Origin of the sequence: Bacteroides sp. OM05-10AA (assembly GCF_003439055.1) — a bacterium.
Lineage (GTDB): Bacteria > Bacteroidota > Bacteroidia > Bacteroidales > Bacteroidaceae > Bacteroides > Bacteroides intestinigallinarum.
Window position 1 is genome coordinate 122,476 of sequence record NZ_QSUR01000008.1, and the last position, 22,246, is coordinate 144,721.

Below are 22,246 nucleotides of genomic sequence, written 5' to 3' on the forward strand. Positions count from 1 at the left end.
TCTTCTATTGACAAACTGTCCTGATGATAGCGCAGGTATGTAATTCTCAATAGATATTAAGTTTAAGATGGTATGAAAGAAGAATTTGATAAACTGATAGATGATTTCCTCTCGGGAAGTATCGCCAAAGAGGACTTGCATAAGTTGAACGAATGGGTATGCTCCGATCCGGAGAATCAGAAATATTTTGAACAGCAGAAACGAATCTGGCTTCTGTCCGCCGAATATGAAGATGTATCTGTACATGAAGAACGAGCCTATAACAGATTTGCGAAACGAATCCGTAAACATAAGATTGCCACGACAAGAAAGGTAAAAAAAGACTTATTTGTGAGGTATGTGGGTTACGCAGCAGCAATCATTATATTACTGTTCACCACCCCTCTTATAATTAATAATTTTACAACATCTGATGATTCTTTGATTTCTGAAGTATACGCTCCAAGAAAATCGAAGTTAAGAATGAAGCTTCCTGACGGCTCCACAGTGTGGCTAAATGCAGATTCCAAACTTTCTTACTCCGAGAGTTTTGGTCGGGAAAATCGCAATGTCCGACTGGAAGGCGAAGGGTATTTTGAGGTAGAGCATGGAAAGCATCCATTTGTTGTACAAACAGACTCTGCACAGATCAAGGTACTAGGTACTAAGTTTGACATAAAAAATTATAGCGATGAAAATTATGTAAAGGTATCACTCTTAGAAGGTTCTATTGCCTTATCATGCATCAACAAAGAGTTTATAATGGAGCCTAATCAAACAATGATAGTTAACAAACTTGACCAAACTTATAAACTGACCGAGAGTGCTGACTATGCAGAACAGTGGATCAACTGCAGAGTTTTTTGGGATGAGGTTCCCATGTCGATCATTTCTAAAGAGTTGGAACGCCAGTTTGATGTGATATTCGTATTTGAGTCAGAGCAACTCAAGAATTTGATTTTCCATGGAAGTTTCATTATTGAAACAAATAATCTGGAGAAAATTTTGGATATTATGGCCGAAACAAATAAATTTAGCTACTCAATTGAAAAAGATAAGGTATATATCTATTCATTGAAAAAGTAAGAAGCTAAATGAAGAATCTTCAAAAATAAGAATTATGACCCCACAAGAGTTTTTTAAGCACGACCTGTTTGCCGAAAATGCAGGAGTAGTACTATTGGAAGTACGCCAAGGATATAGTAAAGCCAAGTTAGAAATAAAACCAGAACATCTTAATGCAGGCGCCCGTACACAAGGAGGGGCTATTTTCACATTGGCAGACCTGGCACTGGCCGCAGCAGCCAACTCGCACGGTACATTGTCTTTCTCTCTCTCGTCCAGCATCACTTTTCTACGCGCAAGCGGACCTGGCGACACTCTTTTTGCCGAAGCACGCGAACGCTACATCGGTCGAAGTACAGGCTGCTATCAGGTAGACGTAACGAATCAGAACGGAGATTTGATTGCCACTTTTGAATCCAGTGTATTCCGGAAAGATCAGAAAGTGCCTTTCGAAGTTCAGGAATAAAAAACAGATAGGGCTGAAAGCTACCTTTGCGGGTGTACTTTCAGCCCTATCTGTTTTTTCTCTTTATCTCTATTTAACGATAGAAGTCAGCGGATGCCGGTTGCCGGTTACATTATTCAAGAATGCTTTTGCCGAACCGAAATTCAGGAACAAGTCCAGACGGATAGGAAGATGGTTCAAATCGTCCGTCACAAAGAAAGTAATCACTTCCTTCTCTTTTCCTTTCTTATCATATTCAACTAATGAGAAAATCAGGCAACGGTAAGTCACTCCATTTTCTGCTTTTACATTTTCTTTACCGCGATAAATAAGCGTCTGTTCTTCCACTTTGCGGCCTGTAGCCATGGGGAACTTTATCTTATCTCCCACCTTATAATCTGCAGGGTCGTAAGAACGTGCCTGTGCCAGAATGCTCAACATATCGTATATACAGCGGCTATCGCTAGCTTCAGATTCATCAAACGCTCCATCCCGGTAAGTACGCTTCTGATTTACCAGGCAAAGACCGTTCTTATAAGAAAACCAAGCCTCATCAACCGTATAACGTTTTCCCTCTTCGGCACCTTTACGGAAATAGCGCGGTTCCAGTTTTTCTCCAATCACACAAGTCAGCGTATCGCGCATCTTGAAAAAGAAGTCCGCCCGTTTACTGCCCAAAGCAAGCAGGTTAACCCGATAAGCTGGTTGTGAATGATAAGTAGTAGCATTCGTCGTCAGACTGGCAAGTCCGGCTTTCACCCAGACAAACTTCCAGTTAAAATATAAATCATACATTACGTGTTCGCCGGATTGAAACGCATCATTCTTCGCTTCACATTGGGCACTGGCAGGGAGGGCGAAAGCTCCCATCAGTAAGGCCACTAATCCGATAATAAAATTGCGTCGAACGCTAACGACGGCGGTTCTGACTATTTCGTTCCCGATCCTTTTTCTTCTTGTCTTCATCTGGTTTTTGTTTTTTAAGTTCATCCAGCTTTTGCTTATCCAGCGGAACTGCATGAATATCCCAACTTTGTTCTAGATCCCAGTTGGCTTTCGGCTCTAAAATCTGATTATAATAATACACCTCTTCGGGCTGCACCCCTTTTTCAAAATTACCGGTATCCCATTCACCATTTCCATTCCGGTCGTTAATCAACCGGGCGGAGTACTTACCGGGATTTAAGTAATAAAAGTCGGCATAACCTCCTTCCTCTACTCTTCTTCGGCGTACCACTTTATCCTGCGCATCCAACAGTTCAACGAAAGCATTAGGTTCAGCTCCCGTCACCACAAACGTGATTTTGGCATACTCTTCCAAACTACGCACCTTGAACCCTTGTTTTATTTTGTCTGTAAACAGTCCGTATATACCATGGAACGCAGTCGAGTCTACCGAAAATTCATATTCCAGCGTCGGCTCCCAATCATAATACAGATTAAACCTCTTTAGATTCACAGAGTCCTGTTCAAAATCGAATGGTATATCTTTCCAGAGCGTATCTACCTTTTGCCGCAGATGGATGGCCGCAGTATCGAAACTGGCTATCGGTTCCTCAAAACTCAAAGAGATAGAACCATATACATCCATTGACGAAGGAGCACCGACATTTACCGGCAAGAATTTTGTCGGTTCGGGTTCATCCTCTTCACCTTTCTTTTTCTTCTTTTTCTTTTTGTCCTTATCCGGCTCCTCTTTCTTATATTTCTGCTTCGAAACGAGGTTGAGTGTATCTGTACGGGGCACTAACTGATTCAATGTATCCGTATAAAGATAAGTCAGGCTCATGGCCAGCGTATCTTGTTTAAAGAGCAGGGAGTCTTTTACCCAATAATGGATGGTGTCGTTCCGCTGATTCTTTTCGATAACAAAAGCATCCTTTTCATCGAAGTTCAAGCCCTTCAATACAGGCAAAGTATCCGCCTTACCAGCAAAATAGAACGTAAACTTCTGCGGAACCAATCTTTCCGACTTGATAAGGTATTGCGAATAGTTGAGTTCTTTAAAGGCACGGAGGATAACATCATCCGGCAAATAATGCATATATTTCTTCTCAACAATCGTGTCGTAAGTCAATGAATCCACCCAAGCCGTATCCATGCGGATACGTTCTTCCATACGAGGAATAATCAACGAATCATGGAAAGCGATCATCTCGCTCTTCTGATTAAAAGTGAAGTTCTGGTCGGCATCCATCAAACCGTAGATACGATACTTGCCGGGAGCTATACCCCGGATAGAGAAACGTCCACGGCTGTCTGTACGCGCCACACGGTCGAAAGGCAATTTATTGAAAGCCGAATCGTTCAGGTTGGAATGCAGTCCGACGAGCATACCTTTAATAGGTTCCAAATTAGAAGCATCGAGCATTGTTCCCGACACCTCCATCGTATCGATTTCCGTACCGGTAGAGAACGTAAATGCAAAATTCCCTAGCGGATTACCTTCATTATTGTCGACAATCGCATCCGAGAAGTCAATCGTGTAAGTAGTATTCGGCTTCAAAGAGTCGAGTAGGTTCACTTGTATTCTCTTGCCGGAAGCCTTTATCTCCGGTTGTTGTATCTGGGGAGGAGAAACAACGACTTTCTCGGTTGCTTTCTCCAACTTAATAAACTCATCAAATACCAAAGAAATTTTAGTCCTTTCATTATTCAGAGCACCCGCAGCAGGAGTACTACCGATGAAACGGGGTGGCGTCTCATCATAAGGGCCTCCGTCCGGCCGTCCAATACTGGCGCAGGAATATAACATAACTCCCAGCGTTACTACCGGAAGCACCTTGCGAACTATTTGCTTTATCTTTTGATTCTCAAATTGTAACATGCTGCAAAAATAAGGGTTCTTATTCAATAAACACCACACTTTCTAGCTAATTTATTAAAAAAGGAAAGGGTGACATAAGGTAATAAACAATATTTGCGACGTTTTTATTTCTTTCTCACTAATAGATTTCGTTTTATTACCTAAAGAGATTACCTTTGTTGCCTGACATCTTTTCGTATAACTATAGTTATTCGCAAAGATAACTATAGTCTCCCTTTCGTATGACTATAGTTATACGAAAGGGAGACTATAGTCATACGAAGTAAGAATAGCTAATGAAACAAATCCTCACAGGCAATCGGATAAATAAAAGTACCGGTATAAAACAATTCTGATTATGAGTATACATTATGACCTTTACGACACGCCCGACATTCAGAAGAAAGGCGAAGAACAGCCGCTTCACCCCCGTGTTGTTTTCAACGGAACAATCGATCAGGAAGAATTTCTGGATCGTGTTCACAAATTCACCGGAATAAGCCGTAGCTTATTGGTTGGTGCCATGCAATCTTTTCAAAATGAATTAAGAGATCTGCTTGCAAACGGATGGATTGTGGAGCTAGGCGATATCGGATACTTTTCCATCTCTCTGCAAGGACCTCCAGTGATGAAAAAGAAAGATGTGCACGCACAATCTATCAGCTTGAAAAATATCAATTTCCGGGCAGGTAAACAGTTCAAAAGAGAAGTAGGCCAGCAAATGAGACCGGAGCGCGGCAAATCATTCACCCGTCCTAACGGAAAAGGGCACAGTGAAAAAGAGTGTCTAGCCATCATCAACGAACATCTCCAACGCTTTCCCTGTCTGACCCGTGCAGATTATTGCCGATTGACAGGACATGATAAGCAACGGGCACTTAATGAGCTGAATACTTTCATCGAACGCGGATTGTTAATACGCTACGGAGCCGGGAAACTGGTGGTTTATGCAAAGAAAACAGAAGAGTAAAAATATCATCATTTAGTGAAATTGGCAAAAATCCTATACTGAATAAAAGATAATTGTTCAGTATAGGATTCTCTTATATACCCACAAGGATAGGGAAGCTTAATAGTAAAAGCAGTAACTAGAGTCGTTCTATCTCTTCTGATGACAAACCAGTAGCTTCCATAATAGTACCGACAGAAATATTGAGAGATTTCAGTTTACGAGCAGTAATCATTTTTTCTTTTTCAATACCTTTTTCAATTCCTTGTTCTATTCCTTGTTTAAGTCCTTGTTTAAGTCCAATATCTCTCCCTTCTTCAAGTCCAAGTTGTCGTCCTTCTTCTTGTCCTTCTAATTTAGCAGTGCTCAACACATCATTCTGTATCATAACTGCATCTATATGGCGATCATATGCTAGTTTTTCAGCCGTATCCATATTATAATAAACGAGTTTCTTACGAGCCTCTTCAAGTCCAGGAGCCTTTGTATCAGGACGTATACATCCTGTCTTTAAATATTCAATCCATTCTTCCAGAGGAGTAACAGCCACTTTATTAAATTCATTCACACGGATAAGAAAGTACTCTGGAAAGATCTCAGCAGGCAACTTACGAACGATAGCTCCCTGTTCTTTGGTAGTAACTTTCAGATGATCGCCGGTGTGTACACCCAAGAATGTATTCTGACCATGATAAAGATAGTCACTCCCTTGCCCAATGTCGAAATAAAGGATACTGATAGAATATACCTTCTTCACATTAGAGTATATTTCACCCAAATCAATATGCTCTGTAATAGTTTTAGCTACTCCATATAGAATTCGTTCCAAATAATAAAGTTCACGAGTGTTCTGAACCTCAACAAGAATAATTTCATCTTTACTATTACGAGCTTTAATATCTACACGATTAAATTTATCATCTTCCCGTTGCTGATTCCCTTCGCTCTCAAGGATTTCAATAATATGAATATTCTCGCCTAGTAATACCGTAAGGAAACCTTCGAGCACACCAAAGTTAGCCTTATTGCGTAAAAGCCTTTTGATTGCCCAATCAAAACGAATATATTTATCTTTCTGTTCCATAAGAATACGTTTTTAGCAAAGGTAAGCATTATATTGGTAAACGGGATAAATTTTAGTCAAAAGTATTATATCTAGCTATTTATCTTTGATAGCTAATCATATTTATACAAACTTTTAGTAATTCAAATAGGATGCCTTCCCTACCCCTGATATCCCAATATCTCAATCGGCATCCTCTTCTTCTATCTTTCCACCAAATCTTTTTACATAAAATCCCCAGTAAAGCAATATCCTACCTATTAATTAATTTATGAACGCACAATTCTTTTTTAGCTTGGCCATGAATTTCGGAAACCATACCTTTGCGTCGTGATCACAAAACAACAATAAAACAGATTAACTAACTATTAAAAAAGAAAGATTATGGCACTAAAGTATGTTGTCAAGAAAAGAGTTTTCGGTTTTGACAAAACAAAGACCGAAAAGTATGTAGCACAGAATGTAATTACCAATACGGTAAATTTCAGAGACTTATGCAAGGAAGTATCCATGTTCGGTATGATTCCGGAAGGTGCAGTGAAACACGTGATTGATGCACTGATTGACACATTAAACACGAACCTTAACAAAGGATTATCTGTACAATTAGGTGATTTCGGATGTTTCCGTCCGGGTATGAGCTGCAAAAGTCAGAAGGAAGAAAAAGATGTGGATGCCGATACTGTACGGCGAGTGAAAATTATATTTACTCCAGGATATAAATTTAAGGATATGCTGGATAATGTAAGTATTTACAAAACAGAAGGAAACGGCGGCAGCACCTCTTCCGGAAATGGAGGAAGCAATAAACCGGAAAATCCGGATGAAGGCGGTAGCGGTGAGGCTCCGGATCCCGCAGCATAGCGTATGAGCTATACAAGACATGAGTTATATGTACGTATAAACAGCGTATAAGAGCTGACTAATGTAACAACCTGTTTTTATTAACGTGAGATACCTTTTCCACCCTGGGGGGGAAATGGTGTCTCACGTTTTTTTACGCACCAAAGTCAGTAAAATACTCTATTTTCTAGCTAATTTATTAAAAACGAACCCTAATTGAATGATAATTAGCCCTCCACTGAATAAAATATTCCCTATCTTTGACTCCCGAAATTCAAACCTAATACAAAAAACCCATGAAGAAACAACTACTCTCTTGCTGCTTGGCTGCATTGGGACTGACAGCAATTCAAGCACAAAGCTTCAATGAGTGGAAAGACCCGGAAGTGAATTCCGTAAACCGCTCCGCTATGCACACTAATTACTTTGCTTACGCATCGGCTGATGAAGCTAAAGCCGGCATTAAAGAAAATTCAACGAACTTCATGACCTTGAACGGTCCGTGGAAATTCAACTGGGTGAGACATGCAGATGCACGCCCGACTGACTTCTATCAAACTAATTTCAACGACAAAGGTTGGGACGACCTTCAGGTGCCCGGCGTTTGGGAATTGAACGGTTACGGTGATCCTATCTACGTCAACGTAGGATACGCCTGGAGAAGCCAATTCAAAAACAATCCTCCGCTAGTGCCGACAGAAAACAATCATGTAGGCTCTTACCGGAAAGAAATCATCCTTCCCGCCAACTGGAAAGGCAAAGAGATTTTTGCACATTTCGGCTCGGTAACTTCCAACATGTACCTTTGGGTGAACGGACGTTACGTAGGATATAGCGAAGACAGCAAACTGGAAGCCGAATTCAACCTGACCAACTACCTGAAACCGGGTAAAAACGTGATTGCTTTCCAGGTATTCCGCTGGTGCGACGGCAGTTATCTGGAAGATCAGGACTTCTTCCGCTACTCTGGCGTAGGACGTGACTGTTATCTTTACGCACGCGACAAGAAATACATCCAGGATATTCGCCTCACTCCAGATTTGGACAGCCAATATAAAGACGGTACGCTGAACATAGCCGTCGACCTGAAAGGAAGCGGCACAGTAGCTTTGGACTTGACAGATATGCAAGGTAACAGTGTAGCAACTGCCGACCTGAAAGGCTCTGGCAAATTAAACACTACCCTATCCATCTCCAACCCGGCTAAATGGACTGCCGAAACGCCTAATCTCTACACGCTGACCGCTACACTGAAAAACGGTAACAACGTAGTAGAAGTAATTCCCGTTAAAGTAGGATTCCGCAAGATTGAGCTGAAAGGCGGACAGATACTCGTCAACGGACAACCGGTACTCTTCAAAGGAGCCGACCGTCACGAAATGGACCCGGACGGCGGTTATGTCGTTTCTCTCGAACGTATGTTGCAGGATATCAAAGTGATGAAAGAATTGAATATCAACGCTGTGCGTACCTGCCATTATCCGGACGACAACCGTTGGTATGACCTTTGTGACCAATATGGTCTGTATGTAGTGGCCGAAGCCAACGTAGAATCTCACGGAATGGGTTACGGCGATCAGACACTGGCAAAGAACCCGAGTTATGCTAAAGCTCACATGGAACGTAACCAACGCAATGTACAACGCGGATACAACCATCCGTCCATCATCTTCTGGTCACTGGGTAACGAAGCCGGCATGGGACCGAACTTTGAGAAATGCTACACTTGGATTAAGAACGAAGACAAGACACGTGCCGTACAGTACGAACAAGCAGGAACCAGCGAATTCACCGATATTTTCTGCCCGATGTATTATGACTACGACGCTTGTATCAAATATTGTGAAGGTAATATCCAGAAACCGTTAATCCAATGCGAATATGCACACGCAATGGGTAACTCACAAGGAGGATTCAAAGAATACTGGGATATCATCCGTAAATATCCGAAATATCAGGGTGGATTTATCTGGGACTTTGTAGATCAATCCTGCCACTGGAAAAACAAAGACGGAGTAAATATCTATGGTTATGGCGGCGATTTCAACAAATACGACGCTTCGGACAACAACTTCAACGATAACGGTTTAATCAGCCCCGACCGCGTGCCTAATCCGCATGCTTATGAAGTGGCTTATTTCTATCAGGATATATGGACTACTCCTGCGGATCTTGCCAAAGGTGAGATCAATATCTTCAACGAATATTTCTTCCGCGACCTCTCTGCATATTATATGGAATGGCAATTACTGGCAAACGGGGAAGTAGTGCAAACAGGCATCGTGTCCGACCTGAAAGTTGCGCCCCAGCAAACTGTGAAAGTGCAAATTCCGTTTGACGTGAAGAATATCTGTCCTTGCAAGGAATTGTTGCTGAATGTGAGCTATAAACTGAAAGCCGCCGAAACGTTGCTGCCGGCAGGAACGACTATCGCTTACGACCAGTTAAGCATCCGCGACTACAAAGCACCGGAACTGAAACTGGAAAATCAACAGGCTTCCAACATTCCGGTTATCGTGCCCAGTATTTTGGACAACGACCGCAATTACCTGATTGTGAAAGGTGAAAACTTCTCTATGGACTTCAATAAGCACAATGGTTACCTTTGTCGCTACGACGTCAACGGCATGCAAATGATGGAAGACGGCAGCGCACTGACTCCTAATTTCTGGCGTGCACCGACCGACAATGATTTCGGAGCCGGACTGCAACATAAATACGCTGCATGGAAGAATCCTGAACTGAAACTGACTTCTCTGAAACATGCTATTGAAAACGATCAGGCAGTGGTTCGTGCAGAATATGACATGAAGTCGATAGGTGGAACATTGTCACTGACTTATACTATTAATAATAAAGGTGCAGTGAAGGTTACGCAGAAGATGGTGGCAGACAAGAGTAAGAAGGTTTCTGAAATGTTCCGCTTCGGTATGCAAATGCGTATGCCTGTCAACTTCAACGAGGTAGAGTACTACGGCCGTGGCCCGGGAGAGAACTATGCTGACCGTAACCACGGAGCCATGTTAGGCAAATACCGCCAGACGGTAGAAGAACAATTCTATCCTTACATCCGCCCGCAGGAAACCGGAACCAAAACGGATATCCGTTGGTGGAGACTTCTGAACATTAGTGGTAACGGATTGCAATTCATATCGGATGCTCCTTTCTCTGCTTCCGCCCTGAATTATACCATCGAGTCATTGGATGACGGTGACGGTAAAGATCAACGTCACTCACCGGAAGTAGAAAAGGCAGACTTCACCAATTTCTGTATCGATAAGGCACAAGCGGGGCTTGCTTGTGTGAACAGTTGGGGAGCTATACCACTGGAAAAATACCGTCTTCCTTACCAAGATTATGAGTTAAGTTTTATTATGACTCCTGTATATCATAAAATAAAGTAAAAAACATAGTTAAAAAACACGGTATCAGAGAACAAGAATACCGAATTTAAAGTACTTTTGCAGCCGGAAACTAATTCGATCAAATTAGTTTCCGGCTTTTTCTTCCTTAACCCCCTTAATCTATATGGACGAACAGCACACTGGCAACAAACGCATTAAATTAAAAAACAGATATTTATAAGTATGAAAAGTAGAATTGTTTTATTTGCATTTTGCGTAGCCCTCTTGTCTAGTTGTGGCAATAAGGGCAATGGCACAGGAAAAGTTCCTGAATATGCAGTACAAGAGTTACAAAAGACAACCGCTAATTTAACAACTGCCTATCCGGCTACCATCAAAGGTAAACAAGACGTAGAAATCCGTCCGCAGGTATCGGGATTCATTACGAAACTATGCGTAGACGAAGGAGCAACAGTTCGTAAAGGACAAGTACTGTTCATTGTTGATCCTACACAATACGAAGCTGCAGTACGCACAGCAAAAGCTGCCGTTGCTACAGCCGAGGCTGCTGTACGCACTCAACAAATGACAGTGGACAATAAGCGTGAACTTAACAAGAAGAACATCATCAGTGACTATGACTTGTCGATGGCAGAAAACTCATTGGCACAGACCCAGGCACAGTTGGCACAAGCAAAAGCACAGCTTACCACAGCTCAACAGAATCTCTCTTTCACCCAAGTGAAGAGTCCTTCTGACGGTGTTATCAATGATATCCCGTATCGTCTGGGAGCATTGGTTAGTCCTTCTATCGCTACTCCGATGACTACTGTTTCTGAAATTGAAGAAGTATATGTATATTTCTCCATGACAGAAAAAGAACTGTTGGCTATGACTAAAACAGGAGGTACTATCAAAGAAGAAATCAGCAAAATTCCGTCTATCAAACTTCAGTTGATTGATGGTACAGAGTACAGCATCGAAGGTAAGGTAGACGCAATCACAGGAGTGATCGACCAATCAACCGGCTCTGTAAGCATGCGTGCCCTCTTCCCGAACAAAGAACACATCTTGCGCAGTGGTGGAACAGCAAATGTACTGATTCCTTACACTATGGAAAATGTGATTACTATACCACAATCAGCAACAGTGGAAATTCAGGATAAGAAGTTCGTTTATGTTCTGCAACCGGATAACACGGTGAAATATACAGAAATCAAAATCTTCAACCTGGACAACGGAAAAGAATACCTCGTTACTTCGGGTCTGAATCCTGGAGATAAAATCGTAATCGAAGGCGTGCAGAGTCTGAAAGATGGTCAGAGTATACAACCGATCACACCTGCTCAAAAAGAAGCAAACTATCAACAGCATTTGAAAGACCAACACGATGGTAATTTAGCTACAGCTTTCAATTAAAAATTTAGATAATCGTATGAAGTTAGATAAATTTATTAACCGTCCGGTACTATCAACGGTTATTTCCATTTTGATAGTCATCCTGGGTGCTATCGGATTGGCAACATTGCCTATCACCCAGTATCCGGACATTGCGCCCCCTACCGTGTCGGTAAGGGCCACATATACGGGTGCCAGTGCATCAACCGTATTGAACTCCGTCATCGCCCCATTGGAGGAACAGATCAACGGTGTAGAAAACATGATGTACATGACGTCAACTGCATCCAACACGGGTTCCGGTGATATTTCCATCTATTTTAAACAAGGAACAGACCCGGACATGGCTGCCGTCAATGTACAAAACCGTGTTTCCATGGCACAAGGTCTGTTGCCTGCCGAAGTAACCAAAGTCGGTGTAACCACGCAGAAACGTCAGACTTCCATGTTGGTAGTATTCTCTCTCTATGACGAGACAGATACATATAGTGAATCATTTATTGAAAACTACGCTAAGATCAACTTGATTCCTCAAGTTCAACGTGTACAAGGTGTAGGTGATGCAAACGTTTTGGGACAGGATTATTCTATGCGTATCTGGCTGAGACCAGATGTCATGGCACAGTATAAACTTGTTCCCGGTGATGTATCTGCAGCCTTGGCAGAACAGAATGTCGAAGCTGCTCCCGGGCAATTCGGTGAACGTAGTAATCAGACATTCCAATATACCATCCGCTACAAAGGACGTCTGCAACAACCGGAAGAGTTTGAAAACATCGTTATCAAATCTCTGCCTGACGGTGAGGTACTCCGCTTGAAAGATATAGCAGAAATTCAATTGGATCGTTTGGGTTATAACTTTACAAACCGTGTAGACGGTCATAAGTCAGTAACCTGTATCGTATACCAGATGGCAGGAACCAATGCAACACAGACCATCAGTGATATTGAGCAACTGCTGGATGAAGCATCAAAAACCTTACCTACCGGATTGAAGCTTAACATCTCCATGAATGCCAATGACTTCTTGTTTGCTTCTATCCACGAAGTGTTGAAGACGTTGATCGAGGCATTTATTCTGGTGTTTATTGTGGTATATATCTTCTTGCAGGATTTACGTTCTACGTTGATTCCGACCATTGCCATTCCGGTAGCTCTTATCGGTACTTTCTTCATTCTGTCTTTGGTAGGATTCAGTTTGAACTTGCTGACATTATGTGCGCTCGTCTTAGCCATTGCGATTGTGGTCGATGATGCTATTGTGGTCGTCGAGGGTGTGCATGCCAAGCTCGACCAGGGTTATACTTCCGCCCGTCTGGCTTCTATCGACGCCATGAATGAACTGGGTGGTGCTATCGTATCTATTACATTAGTCATGATGGCCGTGTTCGTTCCGGTAAGTTTCATGGGAGGTACGGCAGGAACATTCTATCGTCAGTTCGGTATGACTATGGCTATCGCTATCGGTTTGTCCGCATTGAACGCTCTGACATTGAGTCCGGCTTTGTGTGCTGTTCTTCTAAAACCGCATAAGAAAGAAGATGGAACGGAAGACTCTACATTGAAGGAACGCATGAAAGTAGCTTATACGGCAGCTCATACAACCATGATTAACAGATACACCGAAGCTATCGGAAAAATGCTGCATCCGGGCATTACACTTACTTTCACAATAATTGCCATCCTGGGTATGATCTTCGGTTTCTTCAGCCTCAATCCGGTAGTTACGGTTATTTTCGTACTTCTTAGTATTCTGGCACTGATCGGAATGAGCACGAAGAAGTTCAAAACCAGATTCAACGATACCTACGAGTCCATCCTGAAACGTTACAAGAAACGTGTATTATTCTTTATTCAGAAGAAATGGCTGTCTATGGGATTAGTCACCGCTTCTATTGTAATACTTATATTCTTCATGAACACCACCCCGACAGGTATGGTTCCTAACGAAGATACCGGAACCTTGATGGGAGCAGTAACACTGCCTCCGGGTACATCACAGGACCGCTCCGAAGCGATTTTGGCACGTGTAGACAGTCTGATCGCTTCTGACCCTGCTGTATTGTCACGAACCATGATTTCCGGATTCAGCTTTATCGGTGGTCAGGGACCTTCCTACGGTTCTTTCATCATCAAACTGAAAGATTGGGACGAACGTTCCATGATACAGAATTCGGACGTTGTAGTCGGCTCCTTATATATGCGTGCACAGAAGATTATCAAAGAAGCACAAGTATTGTTCTTCGCTCCACCTATGATCCCGGGTTACTCGGCATCTACGGATATTGAAGTGAATATGCAGGACAAGACCGGTGGTGAGTTGAACAAATTCTTCGATGTGGTGAATGATTACACAGCAGCCTTGGAAGCACGTCCGGAAATCAACTCTGCAAAAACATCTTTCAACCCGAATTTCCCGCAATATATGATCGATATTGATGCGGCGGCTTGTAAGAAAGCTGGTATCAGCCCAAGCGACATTCTGACGACTATGCAAGGATATTATGGAGGTCTGTATGCATCCAACTTCAACCGTTTTGGTAAGATGTATCGTGTTATGATCCAGTCTGATCCATTGTCACGCAAAAACCTGGAATCGCTGAAGAATATCAAGGTACGCAACAGTGCAGGTGAAATGGCTCCGATTGCCCAGTTCATCTCTGTAGAGAAGGTATATGGTCCGGATATTATCAGCCGTTTCAACCTTTACACTTCTATGAAGGTGATGGTAGCCCCTGCCAGTGGTTACACATCCGGTCAGGCACTGACTGCTCTTGCAGAAGTTGCTCAAGAAAACCTGCCTACCGGTTATACGTATGAATTAGGAGGTATGGCACGTGAAGAGGCGCAGAGTAGCGGAAGTGCTACGGGACTGATTTTTGTGCTCTGTTTCGTATTCGTTTACTTATTGTTGAGTGCACAGTACGAAAGTTACATACTCCCATTGGCCGTATTGTTGTCCGTTCCGTTCGGTCTGTTAGGTAGCTTCTTGTTTGTCAACGGTGTTAGTGCTATCGGTAATATCTCAGCATTGAAGATGATTCTCGGTACGATGTCCAACAATATCTATATGCAGATTGCATTGATTATGTTGATGGGTCTGTTGGCCAAGAATGCTATCTTGATTGTAGAGTTTGCCCTCGACCGTCGTAAAATGGGTATGAGCATCACTTGGGCAGCCGTATTAGGTGCCGGTGCCCGTCTCCGCCCGATTTTGATGACATCATTGGCTATGGTAGTCGGTTTGCTTCCGTTGATGTTTGCTTTCGGTGTAGGTGCACACGGTAACCGTACACTGGGTACTGCTTCTATCGGCGGTATGTTAATCGGTATGATTTGCCAGATCTTTATCGTTCCTGCCTTGTTCGTTATTTTCCAGTACCTGCAAGAGAAAGTTAAACCGATGGAATGGGAAGATATCGACAATACAGATGCCGTAACAGAGATTGAACAATACGCTAAATAATGAAATTCGATATGAAGAAACAGATTCTATATATGTTGTGTGCAACTGCTCTCTTGAGCAGCTGCCACATCTATAAGTCGTATGACAGACCCGAAGATATCACAACTTCCGGCCTGTATCGTGATCCGGTAGCGGATAATGATACACTGGTTTCGGACACGGCCAACTTCGGTAATCTGCCGTGGAGAGAAGTCTTCACCGACCCGCAACTCCAGTCTCTCATCGAAGCGGGACTGAAACAAAATACGGACCTCTTGTCTGCTGCACAGAATGTGAAAGCGGCAGAAGCATCCCTGATGTCGGCACGTTTGGCTTATGCTCCGTCACTGGGATTGTCTCCGCAAGGAACGATTAGCAGCTTCGACAAGAATGCAGCCACAAAAACTTATTCATTACCTGTCACAGCCAGTTGGCAAATTGATTTGTTTGGTCAGCTACTGAATGCAAAACGGAATGCCCAGGTTACTCTGAAGCAAACGAAGGCTTACCGCCAGGCAGTACAGACGCAGGTTATCTCTAACGTCGCCAATATGTATTATACATTAATGATGTTGGACCGCCAGTTGGAAATAACCAAGGCTACAGCAGAAATACTGAAACAGAATGCCGAAGCGATGGAAGCTATGAAAGATGGAGCTATATACAACATCAATTCAGCCGGTGTAGAACAAAGCAAGGCCGCTTACGCGCAAGTACTTGCCAGTATTCCTGATATCGAGCAGAGTATCCGCGAAACGGAAAATGCCCTGTCTACTCTTTTGGGAGAAGCTCCCCATGCCATCAAGCGTGGTGAATTGGAAGCACAAGTACTTCCAACCGAACTTTCCGCCGGTGTACCTATCCAGTTATTATCCAATCGTCCGGACGTAAAAGCAGCCGAAATGTCATTGGCTAGTTGCTATTATAATACCAACTCGGCCCGTGCCGCTTTCTATCCGCAAATCACACTTAGCGGTTCAGCAGGATGGACAAACAATTCAGGAGCCGGAATCGTTAATCCCGGCAAATTGTTGGCTTCTGTTGTCGGTTCACTGACACAGCCATTGTTTTACCGCGGACAGAACATCGCTCGCCTGAAAGCTGCTAAAGCGCAGGAAGAACAAGCGAAATTATCTTTCCAACAAGCCTTATTGAATGCAGGTAGTGAGGTTAGCAATGCGCTAAGTTTATACCAAAAGACCAGTGAAAAGGTAGAATCTCGCCAAATGCAGGTAGAATCTGCTAAAAAAGCTTCGGAAGATACAAAAGAATTGTTTAACTTAGGGACCTCAACCTACCTGGAAGTATTGTCTGCACAACAGTCTTACCTGAGCGCACAAATCTCTCAGGTTTCTGATTGCTTTGATCGAATGCAGGCAGTAGTAAGCCTTTACCAGGCACTGGGTGGTGGAAGAGAAGAATAACTTTAAACATATACTATTATGATTAGTCCGTTAGCTTACGTAGATCCCGAAGCAAAGCTGGGCAAGAATGTAACTGTTCTGCCTTTTGCCTACATTGAAAAGAATGTAGAGATCGGAGATGACTGCGTCATCATGTCCTATGCTAGTATCTTGCAAGGTACTAAAATGGGAAAAGGAAATAAGGTACATCAGAATGCCGTCCTCGGAGCGGAACCACAAGATTTCCACTACACAGGAGAAGAAAGTAACCTGATTATCGGAGATAACAACGATATTCGTGAGAATGTGGTAATCAGCCGCGCTACATTTGCCGGCAATGCTACCAAAATCGGAAATGGAAACTACCTGATGGATAAGGTGCATCTTTGCCATGATGTACAAATCAGCAATAACTGTGTAGTAGGTATAGGTACTACCATTGCAGGAGAGTGTATGCTGGATGACTGCGCTATTCTAAGTGGCAATGTTACCCTACACCAATACTGTCATATAGGTAGCTGGACACTGGTACAAAGTGGATGCCGTATATCTAAGGATGTACCTCCATACGTTATCATGTCAGGAAATCCGGTGGCATATCACGGTGTAAACGCTGTGGTTCTCTCGCAACATCGCAATACATCGGAAAGAGTCCTCCGTCACATCGCCAACGCATACCGTTTGATTTATCAGGGTAATTTTAGCGTTCAGGATGCTGTACAGAAGATCATCGATCAGGTTCCTATGAGTGAGGAGATCGAGAATATTGTAAATTTCGTGAAGAACTCGGAAAGAGGGATTGTGAAATAAACAAAGTGACTTCATATAAAGAAGGTTGATACTTTTTCAAGTATCAACCTTCTTTTTTATCTTCAAATTCAGAGATTCAATTCATTATTCAAACTCCAATGTTCCGAAGAAATCGGGGCGGTGGAAATCCGGCTGTTCAATCTGTATCGGATTCCATGAAAGGAAATGAGGGGTCTGCAATTCATCGCCACACTTATAGAAATTAGCTTTTATCTCCTTTCCGTCGAGCGAATCAATCTGGTGCTTAAAGAACACAGAATACGGAATAATAAGAGCCACTTCCCAGTCGGTTTCACCGATGCGTTCAGCAAAAGGCTGATTACCCAAACTAGACCAGCGTTGTACGTGAGCAGTCACTTCTTTCGGTGCATGTTCCCGGTTGTTACGGACAGAACCGGCACCCACCAAGATTGTTCCGATGCAATTGCATTCTATATTATAATAGATCCCGTCGCCTGCAGGTATGGAAAAGAATTCCACGCAGGAGTCAGTCCATACAGAACCGTTATCTTCTCCATACTTGGCACGTACACTCTCCTCTTTCACTTTAAAATGTAGCAAAATCGAGTTCTGTGTGTGAGCAATTCGAAAATTCACTTTAGGTTTGTAAGGATATTCAGCCCAATTGACACACTGGATCGGCTGAAAATCTATTTTTTCTTCATCGAATAGTTTAGGAAGCGAACAAGCCTCCACGTTAGCCGCACTAATTTTCTTTACTTTCATATATCTTTCGTTTGAATGATACAAATATAGTTACTTTCTTTGGTTTACACCTTATTTCTATGTTATTTTTAAATTGCAAATTATTATATCAAAAAATAATATTTAGTTAAATATTGCTCAACTATTATATAATGAGATATTTTTTCATATATTTGCCATCACTTAACCGATTAAATAGATACTGTTTATGAAAACATCCCTTAAAGACATAGCAGAAACCTTAAAATTATCCAAGACAACAGTCTCTTGGGTACTTTCTGGTAAGGGGGATGAAAAAGGCATTAGTCTCGCTACACAAGAAAAAGTCTTTCAATGCGCCAAACAGTTGAATTACCAGCCTAATTTATTAGCCAGAAGCCTAAATACGGGTATATCGGGCACGATCGGATTAATCATACCGGATATTACAGACTCTTTTTACTCCAAAGTTGCCCGCTCTATAGAAATGGAAGCGGAAGCGCAAGGCTATTCATTAATGATTTGTAGCTCTGAATCTGAAATAGAAAGAGAAAACAGAATGATTCGGTTATTCAAAGCGAAACAGGTGGATGGAATTATAGTAGCCCCCACAAAAGTTTCTAAAATTGAAATACAGAATCTAGTCAAAGAAGGCTATCCATTAGTCTTATTTGACCGCTACTTTCCTGAGATGCAGACAAACTACATCATTATTGACAATGAAGGCAGTAGCTACGAGTTAGTAAAGAAAATGATCGATAACGGATCATCTAAAATAGCTATTATTACTACGAATCCTCATCTCCGCACAATGAATATGAGACGAGAAGGGTATGCCAGAGCTTTAATTGAAGCCAACCTACCCGTTGATCCTGATCTATATGGAGAGGTGACCTTTGTTGATTATGAGAAGAATGTTTTCAAGACTCTTGATCAAATATTCAGCAAAGTACCTGATGTAGATGGGTTCTTCTTCACAACACATATTTTGGCTCTGGAAGCATTCCGTTACTTTTATGAAAAAGGAATCAATATAAATAAAGGATATGAATTGGCTTGTATTCATGGAGTATCAGCATTTCGTGTCTTAGCACCTAATATGAACATCGCAAGAATGCCGATAGAAGAGATCGGTAAGAATGCCGTAAGGATTCTACTTGGCGATATCAAATATCGCTTGGAAAATTCGACCGAAAAGAGAGAAGTAGAAACACTTGTCCTGCCATGTTCATTACCCTAGTCGTGATTTTATATTTTTTCTTCATTTACTTAACCGGTTTAGTGAGAATAAATAATAATATCAAATTAACAGATGTAATAATAAAGAAAATAGCCCTCTAATTATTAACATAAAGATACAGAATTATGAAGTTCCAAATTAAAAATGAAAAATACATGCTGGCTCTATTAGGACTTCTAGTATGGGCATGTAGCAGTAACAACATTGATATTGAAAATATGCGATGTGAATATCAAATTTCTCCGATTGGTATTGATTCACCAGCACCGCGTTTTACTTGGAATTACACAACCAATAATGAAGATGCAACAGAGTTTTCTCAAGACAGCTATCAGCTATATATCGCCACCCGGGAACAAGATTTGAGAAACTCACCCGATAATAGCTGGCAATCTGACACTATTTACTCTGACACTCCTCATGCGACCTATCAAGGATCAGAAAAATTGAAATCCAGAACTCGTTATTACTGGCAAGTAATAGCATGGGATAAAACAAAGGAACATAAGATTATCTCTCCTATATCCAGTTTTGAAACAGCTCAACTCAACCAAAGTGACTGGACAGGAGTATGGATTACTGATAATCATGATAAAGATTATACACCAGCCCCCATGCTGCGCAAGTCGTTTATCGTTCAAGATGATATACAGCAAGCAAGATTATATGTAAGTGCCGCTGCATATTATAAAATGACATTAAATGGTAAATCAATAACATCATCACATCTCAATCCGGGTTTTACTCATTATGATAAAAGAAATCTGTATAACACATACGACGTCACTTCACAACTGCTCAAAGGAGAGAACGTACTATCTGCAATACTTGGGAACGGATTCTACAACGAATCGGCCCCTGTAGCAACATGGAGCTATGAGCAAGCCCGCTGGCGTAACCGCCCAAGAATGATCTGCGAAATGGAGATATTATATAAAAATGGAGAAAAGCAAACCATCCATTCAGATTCTACTTGGAAAACGAGTACCGGTCCTTATATACAAAACAATATTTATAGTGGTGATACCTATGATGCATGTCTTGCAATTACCGGATGGGACAAACCGGGTTTTGATGACTCTAAATGGACAAATGCAATTCAGGTGGCTGCCCCTTCTCCCCTACTAGTATCACAAAACATGCCTGCTATTGAAACGGAACAATTTATCACTCCAATCAATATGCGTTCTTTTGGTGATACAGTCTATGTATACGATTTTGGAGTTAATATGTCAGGGGTCTGTACTCTTTCTATCAATGGCAAGAAAGGCACTAAAGTCAGTATGCAACACGGCGAATTGCTAAAAGATAACGGACGCTTGGAAATGCGCAACTTAGATATTTACTACAAACCATTACCTGGCCTCGCTTTTCAAACAGACACTTATATATTGGACGGAAAACAAGGTACATTCACTCCAGATTTTACATATCATGGATTTCAATATGTAGAAGTTCGTTCAGATCGTCCTGTAAAACTTACTAAAGAGAGCTTAACCGCTCAATTCATACATACGGCTGTTCCTCCTGTTGGTAAATTCAGTTGTTCAAATGAACTATTAAATAAAATATGGAAAGCTGCTAATCAATCATACTTATCAAATCTGATGAGTATCCCGACTGACTGTCCCCAACGAGAGAAAAATGGATGGACTGCCGATGCACACATAACAATGGATTTAGGATTATTAAACTTCGATGGTATTACTTTCTATGAAAAATGGCTGGATGATATGATTGATAATCAAAATGAAGAAGGACGTATATCGGGAATCATTCCTAGTTCCGGATGGGGCTATGATGACTGGATAGGTCCTGTATGGGATGCTGCCATGTTTATCGTGCCAATGGCAATTTACCACTACTATGGAGATACAAGAAGCATCGAAAAACTATGGCCTGTATGCACCAAATACCTTGCCTACCTCGCAGGACGCGAGGACGCGGAAGGAACCGTAACTTACGGAATTGGTGACTGGGTATTCCATAAAACACAAACCCCTACAGAATTCACCACTACCTGCTATTATTATTTAGACAATCTGTATATGGCTAAATTTGCAGAACTCATTGGAAAAGATGGTAGTAGTTATGCTAAGAAAGCAGAAGAATTGAAATTGCTTATCAATCACAAATACTTCGACACATCCAAAGCTATTTATGCCAATGGTTCGCAAGCAGCACAAGGAGTTGCCTTATACCTTGGAATCGTTCCTAAAGAATACGAACAGCAGGTTGCAGATAATCTTTCTACGATGATAAAAGCCAATAAAAACCTGCTCGATTTTGGAGTTTTAGGCAGTAAAACAGTCCTGCGGATGCTTTCCAAATATGGATATGCTGACTTGGCATATCAGATGGCCGCACAAGAAGAAGCTCCATCTTGGGGTAACTGGATAAAACAAGGTTTCACTACACTGGCAGAAACATGGATACTTTCACCTGAATTTAGAGATGCCTCTGTAAATCATATGTTTCTTGGAGACATTAACGCATGGATGTACAATGTATTGGCAGGCATTAATTATGATGAACAGAAACCCGGATTCAAACATATTCTTATCCAACCTCATTTCGTAAAAGGTCTTGACTGGGTAAAAGCAGAATATAAATCTGTAAACGGAATCATTCGTTCTGAATGGGAACGTAAAGGAGAACAAGTGATTCTCAAAGTCACGATCCCAGTCAATACGAATGCAACAGTAGAATATAATGGTAAAAAGATAGATTTAAGGTCAGGAAAACATCAACTCACATTTTAATTGAAACAAA

15 protein-coding genes are annotated in these 22,246 nt (G+C 41.8%); 11 read left to right on the forward strand and 4 right to left on the reverse strand.

The genetic code is table 11. The features are described from left to right. The first annotated feature begins 72 nt into the window (after positions 1-72). Positions 73-1,065 (forward strand): FecR family protein, encoded by a 993-nt coding sequence (locus tag DXB58_RS08280; RefSeq protein WP_122136499.1) that lies wholly within the window; start codon positions 73-75, stop codon positions 1,063-1,065. Positions 1,066-1,099: 34 nt separating this feature from the next. Continuing rightward, positions 1,100-1,510 (forward strand): PaaI family thioesterase, encoded by a 411-nt coding sequence (locus DXB58_RS08285; RefSeq protein ID WP_122136500.1) that lies wholly within the window; start codon positions 1,100-1,102, stop codon positions 1,508-1,510. Positions 1,511-1,579: 69 nt separating this feature from the next. Here DXB58_RS08285 and DXB58_RS08290 read toward each other — a convergent pair whose 3' ends face one another. Together DXB58_RS08290 and DXB58_RS08295 are read right to left on the reverse strand one after the other, a co-directional pair. Next, positions 1,580-2,455, reverse strand: a complete 876-nt coding sequence (locus tag DXB58_RS08290) for a DUF3108 domain-containing protein (RefSeq protein WP_122136501.1) — start codon at positions 2,453-2,455, stop codon at positions 1,580-1,582. Then, the gene (locus DXB58_RS08295) at positions 2,400-4,316 is read right to left on the reverse strand and encodes an Ig-like domain-containing protein (RefSeq protein ID WP_122136502.1); all 1,917 of its coding nucleotides are present in this window, start codon (positions 4,314-4,316) and stop codon (positions 2,400-2,402) included. The genes DXB58_RS08290 and DXB58_RS08295 overlap by 56 nt, the downstream gene beginning before the upstream one ends. Positions 4,317-4,653: 337 nt before the next feature. Between DXB58_RS08295 and DXB58_RS08300 the strand changes: the two genes are divergently transcribed. Next, positions 4,654-5,265: a DsbA family protein gene (locus DXB58_RS08300; RefSeq protein WP_122136503.1), complete on the forward strand. Its 612-nt coding sequence runs from the start codon at positions 4,654-4,656 to the stop codon at positions 5,263-5,265. Positions 5,266-5,383: 118 nt separating this feature from the next. On the opposite strand, the gene DXB58_RS08305 is transcribed toward DXB58_RS08300, so the two are convergent. Further along, positions 5,384-6,328 (reverse strand): Rpn family recombination-promoting nuclease/putative transposase, encoded by a 945-nt coding sequence (locus DXB58_RS08305; RefSeq protein ID WP_117936483.1) that lies wholly within the window; start codon positions 6,326-6,328, stop codon positions 5,384-5,386. 363 nt (positions 6,329-6,691) lie between these two features. Between DXB58_RS08305 and DXB58_RS08310 the strand changes: the two genes are divergently transcribed. The 6 genes from DXB58_RS08310 to lpxA all read left to right on the forward strand — a co-directional run bounded on the left by DXB58_RS08310 (position 6,692) and on the right by lpxA (position 17,550). Further along, entirely contained in the window at positions 6,692-7,171 is a 480-nt protein-coding gene (locus DXB58_RS08310; protein ID WP_117936481.1) for an HU family DNA-binding protein, read from the forward strand. A 275-nt stretch (positions 7,172-7,446) separates the two neighbouring features. Then, positions 7,447-10,554: a glycoside hydrolase family 2 TIM barrel-domain containing protein gene (locus DXB58_RS08315; protein WP_122136504.1), complete on the forward strand. Its 3,108-nt coding sequence runs from the start codon at positions 7,447-7,449 to the stop codon at positions 10,552-10,554. Between the two features lie 183 nt (positions 10,555-10,737). Further along, on the forward strand, positions 10,738-11,913 hold the full coding sequence (locus DXB58_RS08320; protein ID WP_122136505.1) for an efflux RND transporter periplasmic adaptor subunit: 1,176 nt from the start codon (positions 10,738-10,740) through the stop codon (positions 11,911-11,913). 16 nt (positions 11,914-11,929) lie between these two features. Continuing rightward, positions 11,930-15,358 carry an efflux RND transporter permease subunit gene (locus DXB58_RS08325; protein ID WP_117936475.1) on the forward strand — a complete coding sequence of 1,143 codons (3,429 nt, stop codon included), beginning with the start codon at positions 11,930-11,932 and terminating at the stop codon, positions 15,356-15,358. 11 nt (positions 15,359-15,369) lie between these two features. Beyond that, complete coding sequence (locus tag DXB58_RS08330; protein WP_122136538.1) at positions 15,370-16,761, forward strand: TolC family protein; 1,392 nt, start codon at positions 15,370-15,372, stop codon at positions 16,759-16,761. Between the two features lie 18 nt (positions 16,762-16,779). Continuing rightward, the gene (lpxA, locus tag DXB58_RS08335) at positions 16,780-17,550 is read left to right on the forward strand and encodes an acyl-ACP--UDP-N-acetylglucosamine O-acyltransferase (protein ID WP_008641754.1); all 771 of its coding nucleotides are present in this window, start codon (positions 16,780-16,782) and stop codon (positions 17,548-17,550) included. An 84-nt stretch (positions 17,551-17,634) separates the two neighbouring features. Here the strand turns inward: lpxA and DXB58_RS08340 are convergent, their stop codons facing one another. After that, positions 17,635-18,276, reverse strand: coding sequence for a carbohydrate-binding family 9-like protein (locus DXB58_RS08340; protein ID WP_122136506.1), 642 nt, complete (start codon positions 18,274-18,276; stop codon positions 17,635-17,637). Between the two features lie 187 nt (positions 18,277-18,463). On the opposite strand from DXB58_RS08340, the gene DXB58_RS08345 reads away from it, so the two are divergent. Both DXB58_RS08345 and DXB58_RS08350 read left to right on the forward strand, forming a co-directional pair. Then, positions 18,464-19,474 (forward strand): LacI family DNA-binding transcriptional regulator, encoded by a 1,011-nt coding sequence (locus tag DXB58_RS08345; protein ID WP_117936471.1) that lies wholly within the window; start codon positions 18,464-18,466, stop codon positions 19,472-19,474. 125 nt (positions 19,475-19,599) lie between these two features. After that, positions 19,600-22,236, forward strand: a complete 2,637-nt coding sequence (locus DXB58_RS08350) for a family 78 glycoside hydrolase catalytic domain (RefSeq protein ID WP_122136507.1) — start codon at positions 19,600-19,602, stop codon at positions 22,234-22,236. Positions 22,237-22,246: the final 10 nt, after the last annotated feature.

Coding starts and splice junctions, on each gene's coding strand:
- DXB58_RS08310 (WP_117936481.1), top strand. CDS start 6,692: ATGGCACTAAAGTATGTTGTCAAGAAAAGAGTTTTCGGTTTTGACAAA.
- lpxA (WP_008641754.1), top strand. CDS start 16,780: ATGATTAGTCCGTTAGCTTACGTAGATCCCGAAGCAAAGCTGGGCAAG.
- DXB58_RS08300 (WP_122136503.1), top strand. CDS start 4,654: ATGAGTATACATTATGACCTTTACGACACGCCCGACATTCAGAAGAAA.
- DXB58_RS08340 (WP_122136506.1), bottom strand. CDS start 18,276: ATGAAAGTAAAGAAAATTAGTGCGGCTAACGTGGAGGCTTGTTCGCTT.
- DXB58_RS08350 (WP_122136507.1), top strand. CDS start 19,600: ATGAAGTTCCAAATTAAAAATGAAAAATACATGCTGGCTCTATTAGGA.
- DXB58_RS08325 (WP_117936475.1), top strand. CDS start 11,930: ATGAAGTTAGATAAATTTATTAACCGTCCGGTACTATCAACGGTTATT.
- DXB58_RS08345 (WP_117936471.1), top strand. CDS start 18,464: ATGAAAACATCCCTTAAAGACATAGCAGAAACCTTAAAATTATCCAAG.
- DXB58_RS08315 (WP_122136504.1), top strand. CDS start 7,447: ATGAAGAAACAACTACTCTCTTGCTGCTTGGCTGCATTGGGACTGACA.
- DXB58_RS08320 (WP_122136505.1), top strand. CDS start 10,738: ATGAAAAGTAGAATTGTTTTATTTGCATTTTGCGTAGCCCTCTTGTCT.
- DXB58_RS08280 (WP_122136499.1), top strand. CDS start 73: ATGAAAGAAGAATTTGATAAACTGATAGATGATTTCCTCTCGGGAAGT.
- DXB58_RS08330 (WP_122136538.1), top strand. CDS start 15,370: ATGAAGAAACAGATTCTATATATGTTGTGTGCAACTGCTCTCTTGAGC.
- DXB58_RS08305 (WP_117936483.1), bottom strand. CDS start 6,328: ATGGAACAGAAAGATAAATATATTCGTTTTGATTGGGCAATCAAAAGG.
- DXB58_RS08285 (WP_122136500.1), top strand. CDS start 1,100: ATGACCCCACAAGAGTTTTTTAAGCACGACCTGTTTGCCGAAAATGCA.
- DXB58_RS08295 (WP_122136502.1), bottom strand. CDS start 4,316: ATGTTACAATTTGAGAATCAAAAGATAAAGCAAATAGTTCGCAAGGTG.
- DXB58_RS08290 (WP_122136501.1), bottom strand. CDS start 2,455: ATGAAGACAAGAAGAAAAAGGATCGGGAACGAAATAGTCAGAACCGCC.